The sequence below is a fragment of the Campylobacter concisus genome (assembly GCF_050447505.1).
GTDB lineage: Bacteria > Campylobacterota > Campylobacteria > Campylobacterales > Campylobacteraceae > Campylobacter_A > Campylobacter_A concisus_BP.
The window spans coordinates 964231-982511 of sequence record NZ_JALMFZ010000001.1; the positions used below are offsets into that span (position 1 = coordinate 964231).

General features: G+C 40.3%; 20 protein-coding genes and 1 pseudogene. 16 read left to right on the forward strand and 5 right to left on the reverse strand.

All coding sequences use genetic code 11. The features are described from left to right. The first annotated feature begins 5 nt into the window (after positions 1–5). The 5 genes from MTT09_RS04760 (at position 6) to MTT09_RS04780 (ending at position 4542) form a co-directional block, all read left to right on the forward strand. Complete coding sequence (locus MTT09_RS04760) at positions 6–683, forward strand: response regulator transcription factor (protein ID WP_002940190.1); 678 nt, start codon at positions 6–8, stop codon at positions 681–683. Next, on the forward strand, positions 683–1924 hold the full coding sequence (locus MTT09_RS04765; RefSeq protein WP_429802862.1) for an ArsS family sensor histidine kinase: 1242 nt from the start codon (positions 683–685) through the stop codon (positions 1922–1924). The genes MTT09_RS04760 and MTT09_RS04765 overlap by 1 nt, the downstream gene beginning before the upstream one ends. Before the next feature lie 32 nt (positions 1925–1956). Continuing rightward, positions 1957–2394 carry a pyridoxal-5'-phosphate-dependent protein gene (locus MTT09_RS04770; RefSeq protein WP_012001631.1) on the forward strand — a complete coding sequence of 146 codons (438 nt, stop codon included), beginning with the start codon at positions 1957–1959 and terminating at the stop codon, positions 2392–2394. A gap of 18 nt (positions 2395–2412) precedes the next feature. Next, entirely contained in the window at positions 2413–3855 is a 1443-nt protein-coding gene (locus MTT09_RS04775; protein ID WP_429802864.1) for a potassium/proton antiporter, read from the forward strand. Between the two features lie 495 nt (positions 3856–4350). Continuing rightward, positions 4351–4542 carry a hypothetical protein gene (locus MTT09_RS04780; RefSeq protein ID WP_429802866.1) on the forward strand — a complete coding sequence of 64 codons (192 nt, stop codon included), beginning with the start codon at positions 4351–4353 and terminating at the stop codon, positions 4540–4542. A 51-nt stretch (positions 4543–4593) separates the two neighbouring features. Here MTT09_RS04780 and MTT09_RS04785 read toward each other — a convergent pair whose 3' ends face one another. Then, the gene (locus MTT09_RS04785; protein ID WP_429802868.1) at positions 4594–5865 is read right to left on the reverse strand and encodes an O-acetylhomoserine aminocarboxypropyltransferase/cysteine synthase family protein; all 1272 of its coding nucleotides are present in this window, start codon (positions 5863–5865) and stop codon (positions 4594–4596) included. A 107-nt stretch (positions 5866–5972) separates the two neighbouring features. On the opposite strand from MTT09_RS04785, the gene MTT09_RS04790 reads away from it, so the two are divergent. The 10 genes from MTT09_RS04790 to MTT09_RS04835 are packed head-to-tail and all read left to right on the forward strand — an operon-like array spanning position 5973 to position 13248. Next, on the forward strand, positions 5973–6305 hold the full coding sequence (locus MTT09_RS04790) for a hypothetical protein (RefSeq protein WP_107916669.1): 333 nt from the start codon (positions 5973–5975) through the stop codon (positions 6303–6305). Continuing rightward, positions 6302–6925, forward strand: coding sequence for an HAD family hydrolase (locus MTT09_RS04795; protein ID WP_429802870.1), 624 nt, complete (start codon positions 6302–6304; stop codon positions 6923–6925). Before MTT09_RS04790 ends, MTT09_RS04795 begins: the two co-directional genes overlap by 4 nt. Before the next feature lie 48 nt (positions 6926–6973). Further along, the gene (locus tag MTT09_RS04800) at positions 6974–7228 is read left to right on the forward strand and encodes a DUF2018 family protein (protein ID WP_103621346.1); all 255 of its coding nucleotides are present in this window, start codon (positions 6974–6976) and stop codon (positions 7226–7228) included. Further along, complete coding sequence (locus MTT09_RS04805; RefSeq protein ID WP_429802872.1) at positions 7221–7652, forward strand: hypothetical protein; 432 nt, start codon at positions 7221–7223, stop codon at positions 7650–7652. Before MTT09_RS04800 ends, MTT09_RS04805 begins: the two co-directional genes overlap by 8 nt. Before the next feature lie 10 nt (positions 7653–7662). Next, positions 7663–8556, forward strand: coding sequence for a polyprenyl synthetase family protein (locus MTT09_RS04810; RefSeq protein ID WP_429802874.1), 894 nt, complete (start codon positions 7663–7665; stop codon positions 8554–8556). Then, a complete protein-coding gene (hemA, locus tag MTT09_RS04815) occupies positions 8556–9839 on the forward strand; it encodes a glutamyl-tRNA reductase (protein WP_429802876.1) in 1284 nt (427 codons plus the stop codon). Before MTT09_RS04810 ends, hemA begins: the two co-directional genes overlap by 1 nt. After that, complete coding sequence (locus tag MTT09_RS04820) at positions 9829–11529, forward strand: proline--tRNA ligase (protein WP_429802878.1); 1701 nt, start codon at positions 9829–9831, stop codon at positions 11527–11529. Before hemA ends, MTT09_RS04820 begins: the two co-directional genes overlap by 11 nt. Beyond that, positions 11526–11957: an FxsA family protein gene (locus MTT09_RS04825; RefSeq protein ID WP_012001640.1), complete on the forward strand. Its 432-nt coding sequence runs from the start codon at positions 11526–11528 to the stop codon at positions 11955–11957. The genes MTT09_RS04820 and MTT09_RS04825 overlap by 4 nt, the downstream gene beginning before the upstream one ends. A gap of 8 nt (positions 11958–11965) precedes the next feature. Then, positions 11966–12895: a hydroxymethylbilane synthase gene (hemC, locus tag MTT09_RS04830; protein ID WP_429802880.1), complete on the forward strand. Its 930-nt coding sequence runs from the start codon at positions 11966–11968 to the stop codon at positions 12893–12895. Positions 12896–12897: 2 nt separating this feature from the next. Beyond that, on the forward strand, positions 12898–13248 hold the full coding sequence (locus MTT09_RS04835; RefSeq protein ID WP_012001642.1) for an Imm10 family immunity protein: 351 nt from the start codon (positions 12898–12900) through the stop codon (positions 13246–13248). Between the two features lie 314 nt (positions 13249–13562). On the opposite strand, the gene MTT09_RS04840 is transcribed toward MTT09_RS04835, so the two are convergent. Then, on the reverse strand, positions 13563–14285 hold the full coding sequence (locus tag MTT09_RS04840) for a lecithin retinol acyltransferase family protein (protein ID WP_012001643.1): 723 nt from the start codon (positions 14283–14285) through the stop codon (positions 13563–13565). A gap of 188 nt (positions 14286–14473) precedes the next feature. Between MTT09_RS04840 and MTT09_RS04845 the strand changes: the two genes are divergently transcribed. Further along, the gene (locus MTT09_RS04845) at positions 14474–16282 is read left to right on the forward strand and encodes a menaquinone biosynthesis decarboxylase (protein WP_429802883.1); all 1809 of its coding nucleotides are present in this window, start codon (positions 14474–14476) and stop codon (positions 16280–16282) included. A gap of 209 nt (positions 16283–16491) precedes the next feature. Here the strand turns inward: MTT09_RS04845 and MTT09_RS04850 are convergent, their stop codons facing one another. From MTT09_RS04850 to MTT09_RS04860, 3 genes and pseudogenes are all read right to left on the reverse strand, one after another. Further along, complete coding sequence (locus tag MTT09_RS04850; protein ID WP_429803711.1) at positions 16492–17037, reverse strand: S24 family peptidase; 546 nt, start codon at positions 17035–17037, stop codon at positions 16492–16494. A gap of 18 nt (positions 17038–17055) precedes the next feature. Next, positions 17056–17238: pseudogene (locus MTT09_RS04855) on the reverse strand (helix-turn-helix domain-containing protein); the annotation flags it as partial. A gap of 242 nt (positions 17239–17480) precedes the next feature. Then, complete coding sequence (locus MTT09_RS04860) at positions 17481–18257, reverse strand: hypothetical protein (RefSeq protein WP_103583172.1); 777 nt, start codon at positions 18255–18257, stop codon at positions 17481–17483. Positions 18258–18281: the final 24 nt, after the last annotated feature.

The window sequence follows — 18281 nt, forward strand, 5'->3', positions numbered from 1 at the left end:
AGATCATGACTAGAATTTTAATGATAGAAGATGATATGGAGCTTGCTGAAATTTTAACTGAATACCTAGAAAACTACGACATAAAAGTAACGACGGCCGAGGAGCCATATATCGGACTATCTACTTTAAACACAAGCGAATTTGACCTAGTTATCCTTGATCTTACGCTCCCTGGCATGGACGGACTAGAGGTGTGCAAAGAGATAAGAAAAAAGCACAACATCCCTATAATCATCTCAAGCGCAAGGCACGATATAACGGACAAAGTAAATGCCCTAGATAACGGCGCGGATGATTATTTGCCAAAGCCTTATGACCCACAAGAGCTTCTAGCTCGCATAAAAAGCCATCTAAGAAGGCAGAGCATAGCCCCTGCAAATGAGGCAAGAAATTTAAACAAAGACTTAGTTTTAAAAGAATTTGAACGGGAAATTTTATTTAAAGGCAGCGTGCTAAATTTAACCGCAGCGGAGTATGACATCTTAAAATATCTGCTTCAAAAAGAGGGTGGGGCGGTCACTAGAGAGGAGCTCATCTACAACTGCGAGAGCATAAATGAAGATAGCTCAAACAAAAGTATCGACGTCATCATCGGCAGAATTCGCCAAAAACTAAATGAAAATCCAAAAGAGCCAAAATACATCCACGCTATCCGCGGCATCGGCTACAAGTTGGTCCTTTGATGCCAAGATCATCTATATTTATCACGATAACATTTATCTTTGGACTTGCGCTTGTTTCGATATTTCTAGCCTTTTTGTGGCTCATGGGTTTTGATAAACAAAACTACACAAGAGAGCTAAATAACAAATACTCAAACGTCGCTAGGACAAATTTACTCTACATGGGTGGCATCATAAATAAAGCTCAGTATGACCGCCAGCTCTCAAACATCGACATGCCAGAGATCACAGCTAAAAACGAAAAAGAAGAAATTTTAAAAAATGCAGCCGTTTTAGAAGAAATTTCAAGCGATCTAGGATCTAGTGCGATCTTGCTTTACGACAAGCATCACTACCTAAAGATCGAGCATTTAGACGAGCTAAAACTGCTTATGGATAAGGAATTTCAGCCATATAGATATGAGGTGATAAAGGCTGTATTTGCCGTAGTTGCGGTCATTTTGCTGGCTGCTTATATATTTGTCATCTATAAGATAAAGCCGCTTAGAAAGCTAAAGCGTCAGATCGTTAAATTTGCAAATGGCGAGCTAAACGGCGTGCAAAATGTCGGCAACGGCAAGGATGAAATTTCTGAGGTTTCAGAGGCATTTTATGAGGCTGTTTGTCAGATCAAAGCACTAAATGACTCAAGGCATCTTTTCTTAAGAAATATCATGCACGAGCTAAAAACGCCTATCACAAAGGGGCTGATCGCCGCTCAAATGATAGAAAAAAGCAAAAATCAAGAGAGGCTCATCTCAGTTTTTCACAAGCTTGAAAATTTGATAAACGAGCTTGCTGCGATCGAGCAGATCACTTCAAAAATAGGCCTAACAAATAAGACGCCTTGCCTTATGAGAGACCTTATCGACGAGGCGATAGATATAGCGATGATTGAAAAAGAGCACGTTGGTATCAGCGAGCTTGACGAGGTTAGGGTGATGGTTGATTTTAAGCTATTTTCAGTCGCTATAAAAAATATGATAGATAATGGCATAAAGTATTCAACCGATAAGCACGTAAATATCATGGTTAGCAAAGATCATATGAAATTTATAACTCAAGGCGAGAAGCTAAAAAACGACCTTGACTTTTACATCCAGCCATTTATCAAAGGCGAGGATGCGCAAAAGAGCTTTGGTCTAGGTTTATATATAGTTAGCAATATCCTTGAGGCTCATGGGCTAAAATTTGGCTACGAATACAAAAACGGAATGAATGTCTTTGTTTTTGAGAATTTACAAGATATAATAGCGGCTTAAAATAAAAACCGTAAATAAAGGGAGTGAAAAAAATGGCGGCAAAAATCTTCTCAGCAGTTGATCTTTTATCAATAATCGATCTTGAGATAGCAATAATCAAACGCTACAAAAACGTAAAGGACTATGCGAAAAATTTATCTTTGATATATTTTTCTTTACCAAACAGCAAAGAGTACGGCGAAATTTTTGAGAAAATTTTAAGACAAACTGACGTCGTTATAAGAGAAAATGAGCACTATGTAGTCGTGCTTCACGGCACAAACGAGAGAGGCGCTAGCGAGCTACTAACTGGCATACAGGAGTTTTTAAACGCTGAGCCAGTCGATCTTGTAGTAAGCTATCCAAGAGACGGCAAAGACGCTAAAGAGCTTACTATCAAGCTACAAGACGAGATCAAGGATAACTACGGCGTTTTACTAGAAATGCTAGTAAATAACGACAAATTTGAAGTTTTTGAAGACATCGTTTGATCTAAATTTGGAGGATGATTGGAAAATTTACTACTATTTTTTGCAGTTTTACTGATAGCTAGCATTTTATTTAGCAAAATCTCTGATAAATTTGGAATTCCTTCCTTAATAATATTTCTAGGTGTCGGCATGCTAGCAGGCTCAGACGGCCTATTGGGTGTAAATTTTGACGATCAGGTGGTTGCTCAAAATGTCGGCATGCTAGCACTTATCTTTATACTCTACGCTGGCGGGCTTGACACTGACTTTGCAGCGATAAAGCCAGTCTTTGGCAGAGGTCTAACCCTAGCCACACTTGGTGTTTTTCTAACAGCGCTTGCGATCGCTACAGTTGCAAAATATCTGCTTGATTTTACATGGGCAGAGGCCTTTTTGCTAGGCTCTATCATCTCATCAACCGACGCAGCAGCAGTCTTTGCCATACTAAGAGCGAAGAAAATTTCACTAAAAAATGGCATAGCACCGCTTCTTGAACTTGAATCTGGCTCAAACGATCCGATGGCGATATTTTTAACTATGACGATCATTCAGATGATCTCACTAAATAGCACTCCAAGTGCGTCAGAGTGGGCAATTACACTGGTTAAGCAGTTTGGCATAGGTATTGCTATGGGCTATTTATTTGGCGTTGCTTTGCCGGCCATTTTTAATAGACTTCGCCTAAAGAACTGGGGACTTTATCCAGTTTTTTCTATCGCTTGGATACTACTTTTGTATACGCTTTGTTTCAAGACCGGCGGAAACGGCTATCTGGCTGTTTATATAGCGGGAATTTTTATAAATAAAAAAGAGTTTTCACACAAGAAAAATTTGATCGGCTTTCACGACGGTATCGCTTGGACGATGCAGATAGTGGTCTTTTTGACGCTTGGTCTTTTGGTAAATCCCTCACAACTTCCTGCAACTGCGCTGTTAGCGCTTATTTTGGCATTATGGCTTATGCTTATTGCTAGGCCGCTTGGCGTTTTTGCCTCGCTTGCCTTTTCAAAATTTAAGATAAATGAGCAAATTTTCATCTCATGGGTTGGGCTAAGAGGCGTCGTGCCTATCGTGCTTGCGACCTATGTTTATGTAGATGGTATTCCGGATTCGGATATGATTTTTAACATTATATTTTTCATGGTTTTGATCTCCATTTTGATGCAGGGCATGTCGATCGGCTTTGCGGCTGATAAATTTAAGGTTAAAGAGAGTGAGCAAGAGGATGTTAAGGCAGTAGAAAACTCGCCGATCCTTACCTACACGCTTCGCCAGCACACCATCCACCATGGCTCAAAACTAATTGGCAAAGATTTGGCTCAGCTTGAGCTACCAAGTGAGTTTTTGATCCTGCTTGTAAAGCGCAAAAACGAATATCTAAAACCAACTGGCTCGACCATCTTTGAAGAAAACGACCTACTTTTGGTGCAATGCGAAAACCAAGTGCTCTACCAAGATACGGTTAAGTATTTGACTTCTTGAAAGTAAATTTGAAAAATTTATTTAGTTTTTAGCCACCTCTTTTTTGTAAATTTTAAAATTCCATTTACTCGCAAGAGTTGGCTACTAAAATTTAGCTTCGCTTATCGCTTAGCTCAAATTTTAGAGCCGAAATTACTCGTTCATGAAATTTAAAATTTGCTAGAGTTTTTAGCCGCATGCGGCACGATAGTGCTTATCGCATGCACTTCTAACGTGCGAGGGGTTTAGGGGATTTAAAAAGGGGGATAAGGGGACGGCCTCGTAACTCGAGTCCCCTTGTCTCCCTTTTGAATAAAAGAGTTTTTAAATTTAAGGTCTGTATTTTTAAAAATAGAAATTTACTATCGCGCAAATTTCAAAATTCTACTCACCCCTAAGAATTGACTACTAAAATTTAGCTTCGCTTACCGCTTAGCTCAAATTTTAGAGCCGAAAACAAATCCGTTCAGTCTCATTTTATTTTGCTTTTTATAAAATCACCAAAACACTAGCAAAATGGGAGGCAAAATGCTTGATAGTATCATCCTTGCGGTCTTGGTATATTTTGCAACATTCTTATTTATGTTTTTTATACTCGCCTTTTTTGCATTTTGGTATATAAGCGTGCCGCTACTTGTCATCTATATCGTTATGAAATTTATAAGGCATGCAAAAGAGTGCGAGAGGATATGCGGCAAGCTTGAGTAAATTTTAAATTTCTAGCCCAAAATGAGCTAGAAAAATGAGCTAGAAATTTGTTTATTCTAAGGCTTGGGCTAGGTCGGCTATCAGATCCTCGGCGTTTTCAAGACCTATGCTAACTCTTATCAGCTCTTTTGTGATGCCAGCTTTTACAAGCTCTTCGCTGCTTAGCTGTTGGTGAGTTGTCGAGGCTGGGTGTGTGATGAGCGACTTTGTATCGCCGATATTTACCACGATCTTAAAGAGTTTTACGCGCTCTAGCATCCTTTTTGCACGCTCAAAGCTATCAGTCTCAAAGCAAAATAACCCGCTAGCCATGCCGTCTTTAAAGTATCTTTGTGCCTTTGCGTGATCTACGTTGTCAGCAAGCCCAGGATATGCCACGCTTTTTATATGCTTGTGTGATTTTAGAAATTTAGCCACTTTTAGAGCATTTTGCGAGTGTCTCTCAACTCTAACAGCGAGCGTTTCGAGCCCTTGTATGAGCTGCCAAGAGTTAAACGGAGATATCACAGCGCCGATGTCACGCACGATGGCAAGCCTCATTCTTAGCGTGTAGATATCAAAACGATCCGTCATATCGGCATATACGATGTCGTGATAGCTCGCATCTGGCACGTTAAAGTGCTCATATCTCTTGTTGCCTTTTAGTTTTTCGTTTAGGTGGTTTGCGCTGACGACCACGCCTGCTAGGCTAAGACCCTGACCGCTCATATATTTGCTAGCGCTATGCACGCAAACATCGACTCCGTGGCGAAGTGGCTGAAAGATGATAGGCGTTGGCACGGTGTTATCGGTGATGCTGATAATGCCATATTTGTTTGCGATTTCTACGATTTTCTCGATATTTGGGATAGAAATTTGCGGATTTGAAAGCGTTTCAAAAAATATAGCCCTAGTTTTTTCGTCTATCAAGCCCTCCAGATCATCAGCAGTGTCGCTGTCAAAAACTCTAGCCTCTATGCCAAATCTTTTTAGCGTGTGCGTAAAAAGCACTGTTGTGCCGCCATAAATTTTCTTAGCGATGATGATATTATCGCCTGCTTGGGCTAAATTTATGATGCTGTAAAACAAAGCTGACTGACCGCTTGCCGTCGCTATCGCAGCGGCTCCGCCCTCAAGTGCGGCGACCCTTTTTTCAAAGATATCTGTCGTTGGGTTGCTAAGTCTTGTGTAGATGTAGCCGTTATCTTTTAGATCAAACCTAGCAGCTGCTGTCTCGGCACTTCCAAAGTCATAAGCTGTGCTTTGAAAAATAGGCACAGCCATCGTGCCAAAGCCCTCGTTTGTATCGTAGCCTACGTGGATCGCAGCGGTTTCTTGCCTCATTTTTGCTCCTTGTTTAAGTAATTTTGGCGTAAATTATACATTAGCAAAGCCAAAATTTAGGGGATAAAATCAAATTTTGATATAATTTGCCAAAAAAAAGGAAAAATTTGAACCAAGTCACGGACAAATTTAAGCGTGTAAAATATCTTCGTGCGCTAGAAAAATTTGCAAAATCAGCGATAAACGGGCTAAAAAGAGATGACTTTGACGAGACTGAATTTCGCCAAAGAGTGGAGAAAAACGCGAAAGTCATCGAAAAAGTCGAAGCTGTCTATCTTGATCAGCCATACTCAAAGGCGCTAGAAAATTTTATAAATTTGCTTATCAAAAACGCCCAAAAAGAGGAGCTTTTAAAGGCGGCAAATCTACTTGATAAGCTAAAAAATCAAAAGACATATAAGAAAGAAAAACATAAAAATAAATTTAAGGATGAGGATTGAAAGTAGTTATTTTTGATATGGATGGCACGGTGATCGATAGTGGCGAGGCGATATATAAGACGGTAAATGAAGTAAGAGATGAGCTAAATTTGCCGCCACTTGAAAAAGAATTTATCATAAAAGCGATCAACGAGCCAGGTAGAAATTTGGCCCTTGAGTTTTACGGCATCGACACGCCAAGCAGGAGCTTAAAAGAGGGTTTTGAAGAGAAATTTAAGAAATTTTACGATGAGTGTGCGACTACCTATGATGGCGTAAAAGAGCTTTTGCAAAAGTGTAGAGATGCTCATTATAAGGTCGTTTTGGCAAGCAACGCACCGCACGATACGCTAGAGAAAATTTTAAAGAAAAATGAAATTTATGAGCTATTTGACGAGGTCATCGGCGCTAGCAAGGAGATACCGCAAAAGCCAGATCCTGCGATGCTTCACCTAGCTGTTAGTAAAACTAAAGCTAGCAAGGCGATCTTTGTAGGAGATAGCTTAAAAGACGAGCTAGCCGCTAAAAATGCAAATATGCCTTACGTGCAAGTTTGCTGGGGATTTGGCGAGGAGAGCAAACGTGCCACCTATAATGCTAAAAATGTCAGCGAGGCGTGGGAGATAATATTAAATTTTTAACTTAGTTTTAATTGGCTATAATCTTAAGAAATTTTCAAAGAAACAGCGATGATAGATATATTTGAGGGCAGTGCGAGAGATAAATTTTATGACATTTTGTTTAACGCAAATGCCGTTTTGGTTAAAAACGAGATAGATAAAATTTTTGAGAAATTTGTAGCTATGAGTGAGCTTTGCGAAAAGCATGGCGTTAGCGAAGATGAGATCAGAAATTTTATTTTCAGCGAACAAGATAAAATTTATAACGGAGTAAATGACCTGTATATCGAGCTTAGCGGAGAAATTTTAAGCCAAAATGAGTAGAATTTTTTCGCTTGCGGCCTTGCTAGCCGCTCTTCTTTTTGCAAAAGAGCCAAATTTTGACCCAAATTCGGTCCATACGTTTGAGCTTAAAAAAGATGAGTGGGCGAGGGTCTTTATAACCGAGAAAAAAACTCAAAAAGTTGAAACATTTGACTTTCGTTGGACGCTATTTGACAGCACAAATATCACTGTGCAAAGCTTTTTTAGGCGCTATCCAAGGCAGATGGTCTTTTCGCTAAGACAAGGACAAAACACCTACATGCAGCAAGTTTTGCCTGATTTTATGATGCCACCAAACGAGAGCGTGAGCCTTTATATATCATTTGTTGATTTTAAGGATAAAAAGGCGCATTTTAGGGTGGCGCTGCTGGATGAAAGCAAACGTGTGGATGTGGGTTTTAGAGATCCGCACGAGGATAAATAGAAGGATAAAAATGGATAAAATCGATGAAATAATGAGCAAATTTATAAACGAGCTTGGCTACAAAGAGGCGTTTGAGATGTTTTTAAAGATAAACTCAGGCAAGAAGCTGCGCTCAAAACTTCTATTAAAAATCGCAGGTGAGAGTGAAATTTCACTTAAACTTTGCGCTATCATCGAGCTCATCCACCTCGCAAGCTTGCTACACGACGACGTCATAGACGAGGCAAATATAAGACGCGGCAAGCCAAGCATAAACGCGCTTTTTGGCAGTAAAAACTCAGTCATGCTGGGTGACATTCTCTACTCAAAGGCTTATTTTGAGCTTACAAAATTTGACCCAAGCATCGCAGCTGTCATCTCAGATGCGGTCAGTAAGCTAAGCATCGGTGAGATGATGGATGTTAAAATGGCTGAAAATTTTAATGAAAACGAGCAAGAATATCTAAAGATGATTTATTATAAAACAGCTGTTTTGATAGAAGCTACGGCTATTTGTGGGGCAAAGCTAGCTGGCAAAGATAGTGAGAAATTTGGACTTTATGGCAAAAATTTAGGTCTTGCATTTCAGATAGTTGATGATATCTTAGACATAACTCAAGATGAAAAAACGCTTGGCAAACCAGCGCTTAACGACTTTGTCGAGGGCAAAACGACACTTCCTTACATATATCTTTATAAGAGCCTAGATGAGGCTGGCAAAACAAAGCTTAGATCGCTTTGGGCAAAGAAGCTTGACGCGGACGAAATTTTGTGGCTAAAAGAAAATTTTGATAAAACTAGCTCGGTTGGCAAAGCCATAAACGAAGCCAAAAGGCTTGGAAATGAAGCGATAGAAGCGATAAAAGAGTATAAAAACGCCGAGCTTGAAGGGATTATAAAAAGCATGATAGATAGGGAATTTTGATGCACTATTTAGACATAAGTTTTACATATAAAAATACTGATATTTCGGTCAGAGAAAAGCTTGCATTTGATAGTGACGAGAAAAAAGAGCAAATTTTAAAGCTGATAAACTCAAACAAAAACATAAAAGAAAGCATGGTGCTAAACACCTGCAACCGCGTCGAGATCATAGCTAGCGTGGAGGATGTAAAGGCTGCCACTGCTCATATCATCAGGTGTATGTCGATATTTTCAGGCGTTTTTGAAGATGAGCTTTATGAGAGAGCTGACATCTACGAAAACAGCGGTGCCGCCCACCACTTATTTGCTGTGGCAAGCTCGCTTGATAGCCTAGTCGTTGGCGAAACGCAGATAGTTGGCCAGCTAAAAAATGCCTTTAAATTTGCTTATGACAACAACTCATGTGGCGAAGATATCAGTAAGATCATCCACTACGCATGTAAGTGCGCTGCCAAGGTTAGAAACGAAACTCAAATTTCTAAAAACCCAATCTCTGTTTCAAGCGTCGCCGTAGCAAAAGCAAAAGAAATTTTTGGCACGCTTGAGGGCAAAACGGCTATCGTCGTGGGCGCTGGCGAGATGGGCGAGCTAGCAGCAAAGCACCTCATATCAAGCGGCGCAGAGGTCATCATCATAAACAGAAGCTCTGAGCGCGTCGAGCAGCTAGTTGATAGTCTAGGAGATAACGCGAGCTGGGATAGTATTTTGAAGTTAAAAGAGTATGTAAATAACTACGACCTTATATTTTCAAGCACCGCAGCCCCGCACGCCATCATCACAGGCGAGATCATCGAGCCAAAAGAATTTCACAGATACTTTTTTGATATCGCCGTGCCAAGAGATATCGATCTTTTAAACACAGAGCTTATCAGCGTCTATACGGTCGATAGTTTGGAGGAGATCGTGCGTAAAAATTTAGCCCTTAGAGAGGAGCAGGCGCAAAAAGCCTACTCGATCGTTGGTCAAGATACGAGCGAGTTTTTAAAGACTTTAAAAGAAGATATGAGCGTGCCTCTTATAAAATCAATCCGCAAACAGGCTGAAATTTGCGCTAAAAATGAGTTAGAAAAGGCGATAAAAAAGGGCTATTTAAAGCATAGCGATTACGATGAGGCACAAAAGCTCATCCATCAGGTCTTTAAAGCCTTTTTGCACCAGCCAACAATGAAGCTAAAAGGGCTTGCAGACGAGGAGAGAGCGAGCGAGCTTTCAAACGGAGTTAAATTTTTATTTGACATAAAAGATGAACAAAATTTTCAAGCAGGAGATATAGATGAAATTTAGTAAATTTTACGCCCCAACGACCAAAGAAGCGCCAAAAGATGCATCTTTACCAAGCCATCAGTTTTTGATAAGAGGTGGCTTTGTCGAACAGATCGGCTCTGGGCTTTACAACTATCTGCCGCTTGGAAAGATCATGCACGATAAAATTTCACGCGTGGTAAAAGAGGAGATGAACGAGGCTGGCGCGCTGGAGGTTAGCTTTAGCGTGGTCACTTCAGGCGAGCTTTGGAAGCAAAGTGGTCGCTACAATGTCTTTGGCAAGGAGCTTTTGCGCTTTAAAGATAGAAAGGATAATGACTTTGTTATAAGCCCGACAAACGAAGAGGCAGCCGTTGCTTTGGTGCGTGGCAAGGTGACTAGCTATAAGCAGCTACCGCTAAATTTATACCAGATAAACACCAAATTTCGTGACGAGGCAAGACCACGATTTGGCTTACTAAGAGGTCGCGAATTTACGATGAAAGATGGCTATAGCTTTCACTCGAGCAAAGAGGATCTTAAGCGTGAGTTTGACCTTATGGAGGCAACTTATAGTAAGATTTTTACCCGCTTGGGGCTAAATTTTAGAGCTGTTGAGGCTGATAGCGGAGCCATAGGAGGAAGTGGCAGTAAAGAATTTATGGTGCTTGCAAGTAACGGCGAGGATGACATACTTTGCTGTGAGGCTTGCAGATACGCTGCAAACGTCGAGGCTGCAAGGCGCAAGCCAAGAGTTAGCGAGGCTGAGGCGCCAGAGGCGGACGCGGCTAAATTTCTAACGCCAAATGCAAAAACTATAAAAGATGTGGCGGAGTTTTTCAAAGTTAGCGAGTTTTACTGCATAAAAGCTGTTATGAAAAAGGCGATCTATGAGGACAAAGAGGAGGTTGTGGTCTTTTTCGTAAGGGGCGATGATGAGCTTCAAGAGACAAAGGCGCAAAACGCTTGCAAGGCGCTAGAGCTTGTCGATGCTAGCGAGGCTGACGTGGCTAAAGCTGGGCTTGTGGCTGGTTTTTGCGGGCCAGTTGGGCTAAAGGATGTTAAATTTTTCATAGATAACGAGCTAAAAGGCGCAAATAACATGATATGTGGCGCTAACGAAAAAGACTATCACTTTGTTGGCGTTAGTGTTAGCGGATTTAACGAAGAGAGATTTAAAGACCTTGTAAAGGTAAAAGAGGGCGATAAATGCCCAGTTTGCGGCGGAAATTTAAAACTTAGCAAAGGTATAGAAGTCGGTCATATATTTCAGCTAGGCGATAAATATTCAGCTGCGATGAACGCGACATATCTTGATGAAAATGGCAAGGCTAAGCCATTTTTGATGGGCTGCTACGGCATTGGCATAAGCAGGCTTATCGCTGTGATGATAGAAGCTAGTCACGATGAAAAGGGCTGCATTTGGAAAAAAGAGTGCGCGCCGTTTGATGTGGAGATCATCATCTCAAATTTAAAAGATGAAGCGGGCGTGAAATTTGCATTTGAGCTTTATGAGAGCCTCAAAAAAGCTGGCGTTAGCGTCATTATCGACGATAGAAACGAGAGATTTGGCGTTAAAATGAATGATTTTGAACTTATCGGCTTTCCTTACGCGCTGCTTGTGGGTAAAGAATTTGCAAATGGCAAGGTTGAGTTTATCACGAGAGATGGGCTAAGCAAAGAGACGATAGAGGCAAACGATGCCTTTAGAAAGATAAAAGAAAGCTTATGAGATTTTTTGCATTTTTGTTTTTTTTGATAGAAGCGGTATTTATCTATCTTTTTGTTGATAAATTTGGCTTTTTGAACTACTTTCTTGAGGTGCTGGTCTCTGGATTTGTTGGCATCGCACTTCTTTTTAATGCTGGATTTTCTAGCTTAAATTCGCCTCAAGTGGCGTTTAAGAGCTTTCTTGGCGGAAATTTATTTAGCCAGTTAGGGCTTAGCTTTGGCGGAGCGCTGCTCTTTTTGCCAGGGATTTTGACAGACATTTTTGGTATCGCCGTGGTCGTTTTTTCTTTAGTGTTTAAGAAAAATGCAGCGAAAAATGAGAGCTATCAGGAGTTTAAATTTCAAAATTTTAGCGAGCGCACCCAAAGAGAAAATGAGGGTGAGATCATCGACGTTGAGGTCGTTGAAGAGCCAAAAAGAGTAAATTAGGAGAGATGATGAAAGAGATAAAAATAGCAACTAGAAAGAGCATCTTAGCGCTTTGGCAAAGCGAGCATATCAAGGCTAGGATCGAGGCGCAGCACAAGGGCATGAAGGTCGTGCTTGAGGGCATGAAGACAAAGGGCGACGTGATACTTGACACGCCACTTGCAAAGATCGGCGGCAAGGGGCTTTTTACAAAAGAGCTTGAAGATAGCATGCTAAAAGGCGAGACCGATATCGCCGTGCATAGCCTAAAAGACGTCCCTGTAGTCTTTCCAAAAGGGCTTAAACTAGCTGCCATTTGCTCACGTGAGGATACTAGAGATGCGATGATAAGTGAGAAATTTGCTAAATTTAGCGACCTACCGCACGGCGCAAAGGTTGGCACAACGAGCCTACGCCGCAAGATGCAGCTACTTATCATGAGGCCTGATCTTGAGATCATCTCGCTTCGAGGTAATGTGCAAACTAGACTTAGAAAGCTAAAAGAGGGCGAATTTGACGCGATCATTTTGGCGATGGCTGGCATAAACCGCCTAAATATCAAGGCTGAAGTGGCGCACATCTACACATTTGGCTTTGACGAGATGATACCTGCGATGGGTCAGGGCGCTCTTGGCGTCGAGGCTAGAGATGAGAAGCAAATTTTAGATGAGATCTCTTTTCTAAACGACGAAAATGCAGTCATAGAAACGACCATAGAGCGTGACTTTGTAAGTGTTTTAGAGGGTGGCTGCCAAGTGCCAATAGGCATCAGCGCAAGGCTAAAAGGCGATGAAATTTCTATCGATGCGATCGTTGGCCTGCCTGATGGGAGCGAGTATATAAAAGATAGCTTAAAGACTAGCAAAGATAAATTTCAAAGCATCGGCAAAGAGCTAGCGCATAAATTTATAGAAAAAGGGGCGAAAGAGCTTTTAAAGCGCGCTGAAGAGATGGCGTAAGCGTGTTTGAGCTAAATTTTAAGGCAAAAGCCCTAAGTGCTACCAAAAATATCAAAGACAACTACTATATGATCGGTCTTGCAGACGACAAATATAACTACAAAAACTACATAATCTTTCAAAGACCGATCAAACTCAAAAAAGATGACGACGAAAATGCCGACATGAACGGCCTATACGCCGAGTGCAATGGCGACGTTTGCTACAACGCTTGCAAACGAGTAAAGATCACTGATAAGAGCATCATTTTTGAGGTGCAAGATAGTCTCATTTGCGTAGATACCGAGGGTGTAAAGCTTAATGAGCGCTTTATGAAATACTGCAAAGAGATATTTGGTGAGCTGCTAGAATAGTTTTTAAATTTAATCAATTTGTCAAAAAAAGATCAAATTTCTAAATTTACTGCCATTTTGATGCAAGACACTAGTAAAATTTAGTTAAAAACACATAGGTATTTGGCGAGTTGTTAGAGTAGAGAGCGTTAAATTTAGTAAATTTGCTGCACTTTTTTGAAGCTACTAGCTAGCTTATAGTGACGAAGTGTTTTTTATTAAATTTTTGTATATAGGTAAATTAGCACTTTAAATTTGACTAAAACCACATTACAACGCTTTAATAGCCAAAAAAGCCCTTTAAAAAACACTTTTCAAGCCAGCTTTGTCTGAATCTAAATTTTGATATTAAAATCCCTTGCAATTTTTGCTTTTACGTCCTTTCTGATATTTTGAAACGCAGCGTTCATTTTGGTATTTTTGCTCATAAATTTTTCTATTTGTAAATTTATCTTATCGCCTTTTTCTTTTATCATCTCACGAGCTTTCTGTTCTGCGCTATCCCTGCTATTTTGGGTGAGTTTGGTGAGTGACTTTGTAAAAACTTGCTTGACATCGTCCTTGCTTTGTGCGCCGAAAAGCTCACCTATGATCTGCTCTAAAAACGGCTCTACCTCGTTAAAAATGGCAGAATTTTGCTTCACATTTTGCACTTGCTCGCTCACATGCTCGCCAAATACACATTCATTGCAAAAATGCTCGCAGTTGTTGATGATTAGGTTGTATTTTTGCTCGCCTATGCGCTCCTTTGCTCGAAGTGCCACCTCTTGCCCGCTAAATGGCGCATCTGCATGCTTTTTTACCTGCAAAACGTCGCCACTTGCAAACTCCTCAAGGCTGGTCATCTCCACCTTTGCGATGTTGCGTTTATCTAGCGGCACGACATTGCTTAATATCTCCTCAAAACAGCTCTTTTCAAGCACGATCCCATGCGCCAAGCCGTTATAATGCACGACCATATCGTCTCCGACGTAAATTCCGTGATGCTCGTAAAGCTTTATACCAAGCACGCTTCTATCCACAAAGACGTGATCGCCTATTTTTAGTAAATTTTCCATATATCTCTCTTTAGAATTTCTTAATAAAACGACAAATTTAGCCCATTTTTGCTAAATTTCAAATAGTATCTGCGTGGCGTAAATTTATTTTTCAGAACATGGCAGGCAAAACGCCTTTTTACGAGCTAACTGCCTGTGATAAATAAAGTAAATTTTGGCTATCATTTTTGAAAATTTAAGGGAAAAATATGGACTACATCAAGCTTTTAAAAGATAACGGCCTACTTAGGGTGATCGAGGAGCCAACTGATATCGACCTAGAGATCGCGCACGCTAGCTACATCGAGGTCAAACGCGCGGGCTCGCAAGCACTACTTTTTACAAATCCAGTTTGCAAAAAAACTGGACGTAAATTTGCCCCAGTGCTTACAAATATCTACGGCTCAAAAAGGGCGCTTGAGCTGATATTTGGCGGGCAGCCTGATGAGATCGCAGCTGAGATAGAGAAGCTTTTAAAGCCCAAAAAACCTGAGAATTTCAAAGAAAAGCTTGATTTTTTAGCCTATCTTTTTAGCATGAGAAAGATTTTTACAAAAAGGCTAAAAGGTGAGGGCGAGTGCCAGCAGGTCAAATTTATGGGCGAGCAGGCTGATCTTTTGAGCTTACCTGCGCTAAAGACATGGCCGCATGACGGAGGTGCTTTTATCACGATGGGGCAGGTCTATACGCAAAGTCTTGATGGCGCGCTGCAAAATTTAGGCATGTATAGACTGCAAATTTATGATAAAAATCGCCTTGGCATGCACTGGCAGATCCATAAAGACGGCGCAAATTTCTTTCACGAGTATAAGCGCGCTGGCCGTAAGATGCCAGTCTCTGTGGCGATCGGCGGCGATCCACTCTACATCTGGTGCGGTCAAGCGCCGCTGCCAAAGGGCGTCTTTGAGCTGTTACTTTACGGCTTCATCCGCAAAGAGCCAGCCAAGCTTGTAAAGTCGCTAACGAATGAAATTTACGTCCCGCACGACGCAGACTACGTGATCGAGGGCTTTGTGGATACGGCTAAGAGCGAGCTTGAGGGGCCATTTGGCGATCACACTGGCTTTTATACGCCGGTTGAGCCATTTCCAGTGATGGATGTCACGGCGATAACGAGCAAGCAAGACCCTGTCTTTCACGCGACCGTGGTTGGCAAGCCGCCGCTTGAGGATAAGTATATGGGCTGGGCGACTGAGCGCATATTCTTGCCACTTTTGCGAACGACCGTGCCAGAGCTACTAGACTACAACATGCCTGAAAATGGCGTCTTTCACAACCTTATCCTAGCCAAGATCAACGCCCTTTATCCAGCTCACGCAAAGCAGGCGATGCACGCATTTTGGGGAGTTGGACAGATGAGCTTTGTAAAGCATGCTATCTTTGTGGGCACCGAGGGACCTGCGCTTGAAGACTATGAGAAATTTACGGACTTTGTGCTTGATAGATTTGGCAGTGAGAGCGTGCTGATAAGCCAAGGTGTGTGCGACCAACTCGATCACGCTAGTCCAAACTCGTGCTTTGGCGGTAAGCTTGGCATCGATGCGACGCATGACTTTTGTAAATTTACCCCTGCGGTTTTAAGCGACGATGAGCTTTTAGCTAAATTTCAAAGCGTTGCGCCAAATGTTAAGGAGCTTAGGCAGTTTAAAAAAGAGAGTAAAACGCCTATTTGCGTGGTGAAATTTGAAAAAGATCGCCCTGTAAAAGAGCTATTTTCTAAGCTTTTGGAGTTTAGGGAGTTTTTCAAGCTTTTAGTCGTAGTGGATATGCAAAACTACCTAGAAAACCCATATATGCTGCTTTGGCGCGTGACAAATAACATAGATGCCTTGCGAGATATCTACATAGATAGCGAAAATTTTTGCGTGGATGCGACGAGCAAGAGTGAGCTAGAGGGCTACACGCGTGGCTGGCCTATGCAAACTGACTGCAAGCGCGAAGTGGTGGCTGATCTTATTAGGCGAGGCGTAGTAAAAGATGAGCCAGAGCTTTTTTATAAATTTGAGATATTTGGGTAGGTTGGCTTTAAATTTACCCAGCTTTTGGCTAGCTCAAATTTGTAAAGTTATGTTAGATATCAAAGTTATAAAAAGGCATAGGAAAGTGCGATTAATTCGTAGTTAGAGTGAGTTTTGGTCAAAATCAAAGTGGCAAAAATTTCTTTACATCACTTTACAAAAGCTTTACATCTTTTTACAAACTATTTTAAAAGCCGTTTAAAAGGGCTTTAAATCACACATCTTAATACTTTACCTACTATATAGACCTCAACGTTACTATCTTCATCTATCTCGTAGCTTTGATAGTCTTTGTTGATGCTTATGATATGAAGCACGCCGTCAGGGCTTTTTTGGAGCAATTTAACCATGAAATTTCCGCAAAAATTTATAATGTATAGTCCATCGCCTTCAAATCTGGCTGTAACGTCAGCAATGACCCAGCTATCAGGGTATAGCATAGGAACCATAGAGTAGCCTTCTACTTGCATGCAGCGTAGGTTGTTTGTGTTTTTTAGGCGAGTTTTAAAGAGCATCTGAGAAAATGGGACGAGCTTGGTTGTGTCATAGACTTCAATGCCGTTTATATCGACACTTTCGCCTGCTCCGACTTTAGAGCTTAGCTCACATATAAGGATCTGATCTTCTTTTAACTGCTGTATTTGTGAGTTTTTAAGGTTTGTAGGACTTATGGACAAATTTTTAGACTTACGAACTAAATTTTTATTACTTATGGACAAATTTTCATTTTCACTTATGGACTTACTTATGGACAAATTTTCATTGGCTAATTCTGAAACACTAATACGAAAAGCATTGGCTAATTTTTTTAAATTTTCATTCGTAGGATTTTTGTTACCTGTCTTTCCTTCATATAATTGGATAGTAGATTTTCCAATACCTGATTTATTAGCTAAATCCTCTTGTGTCCAACCATTTTCTGAACGTAAAAATTTAATTTTTTGTGCTAAATCCATAAAAAGTCCTTGACAACACCTAATATATTAGGCTATAATTCAAAATGTATTTGGAAAAATATTACTTTAAAAAAAGTAAAAAGTTTCTAAAAGGTTCTTTTAAAATTTTATTGTTGAGATGAATATAGGAGCAAAAATGGATGAATTGATGCTTTTTATGGCTTTTATGCTATTTGGCTGGATATTTTTATTTGATGAATAGCTCCTTGCTTTGTAGAGCAAGGAGCTGTAAGAATGAGTGGCTACTTTTTGTCCTTCTTATAAACAGTAGCATTTGTTTCGCTGCTTGGTTTTGGTTTTTTGCTTGCAGTAATAGAAATGCTACCACTTTTTCTGATTTCAACACTCTCGTTAAGGCTTTCTTTGTTGACTTTTACTTGATTGTTGGTGCTTAGAAACATCTTAGTTGCGTCGTTGCCATCAGATTCTACTGGTGGTTTATCATCAGCCATAGTTTTTACCTCCTTTCTATAATTTGTATAAAAATAGTTATATGATATATGAGCTGTAGTTAAGGCAAAAAATAAAAAGGATAAAAATAGAAAAGCAGCTCCCCATCTAATAAGGGAGGCTCTAAAACTAACTATTTTAGAGTTAAAGTCAAAGGCTTCTTTGGTGTCTTTTATACAATTTATAAGCCCTTGAGCATAGCCCCATTTATCATTCTTGATATTGGCAATAGTTTTTGGCTCAAAGTATATAAACAGTTTTTCCTTATTGTGATATAGAGCAAAAAGCAAAATACCCATTGATATAACACAAGGTAAGAGAGTTATAAATAGTTCAAATAGAACAAAAGATGTTATCAGTTTTTCCTTGACAAAGAAAAAGCATATACCAAGAATGAAAGTATTAAGCCATAAATATGTTTTTATGAGATTTTTTTGAGTTGGTATGATACTTGTAAGTATAATGTCATAATCTTTCCTAATAGAGTCGTAGCTTAACTTTAGGTTACTTTCATAGTTTTTTACTATAAAGCTATCATCTTTTTTCTTTCTTAGTGTGTCTTTATACATCTTTGCTCCTTTTAACTCATCTTA

Bases quoted from the DNA above. Each gene is read 5' to 3' on its own strand.
- MTT09_RS04760 (WP_002940190.1), top strand. From the start codon at position 6: ATGACTAGAATTTTAATGATAGAAGATGATATGGAGCTTGCTGAAATT.
- MTT09_RS04765 (WP_429802862.1), top strand. From the start codon at position 683: ATGCCAAGATCATCTATATTTATCACGATAACATTTATCTTTGGACTT.
- MTT09_RS04770 (WP_012001631.1), top strand. From the start codon at position 1,957: ATGGCGGCAAAAATCTTCTCAGCAGTTGATCTTTTATCAATAATCGAT.
- MTT09_RS04780 (WP_429802866.1), top strand. From the start codon at position 4,351: ATGGGAGGCAAAATGCTTGATAGTATCATCCTTGCGGTCTTGGTATAT.
- MTT09_RS04785 (WP_429802868.1), bottom strand. From the start codon at position 5,865: ATGAGGCAAGAAACCGCTGCGATCCACGTAGGCTACGATACAAACGAG.
- MTT09_RS04800 (WP_103621346.1), top strand. From the start codon at position 6,974: ATGATAGATATATTTGAGGGCAGTGCGAGAGATAAATTTTATGACATT.
- MTT09_RS04805 (WP_429802872.1), top strand. From the start codon at position 7,221: ATGAGTAGAATTTTTTCGCTTGCGGCCTTGCTAGCCGCTCTTCTTTTT.
- MTT09_RS04810 (WP_429802874.1), top strand. From the start codon at position 7,663: ATGGATAAAATCGATGAAATAATGAGCAAATTTATAAACGAGCTTGGC.
- hemA (WP_429802876.1), top strand. From the start codon at position 8,556: ATGCACTATTTAGACATAAGTTTTACATATAAAAATACTGATATTTCG.
- MTT09_RS04820 (WP_429802878.1), top strand. From the start codon at position 9,829: ATGAAATTTAGTAAATTTTACGCCCCAACGACCAAAGAAGCGCCAAAA.
- MTT09_RS04825 (WP_012001640.1), top strand. From the start codon at position 11,526: ATGAGATTTTTTGCATTTTTGTTTTTTTTGATAGAAGCGGTATTTATC.
- hemC (WP_429802880.1), top strand. From the start codon at position 11,966: ATGAAAGAGATAAAAATAGCAACTAGAAAGAGCATCTTAGCGCTTTGG.
- MTT09_RS04840 (WP_012001643.1), bottom strand. From the start codon at position 14,285: ATGGAAAATTTACTAAAAATAGGCGATCACGTCTTTGTGGATAGAAGC.
- MTT09_RS04845 (WP_429802883.1), top strand. From the start codon at position 14,474: ATGGACTACATCAAGCTTTTAAAAGATAACGGCCTACTTAGGGTGATC.
- MTT09_RS04860 (WP_103583172.1), bottom strand. From the start codon at position 18,257: ATGTATAAAGACACACTAAGAAAGAAAAAAGATGATAGCTTTATAGTA.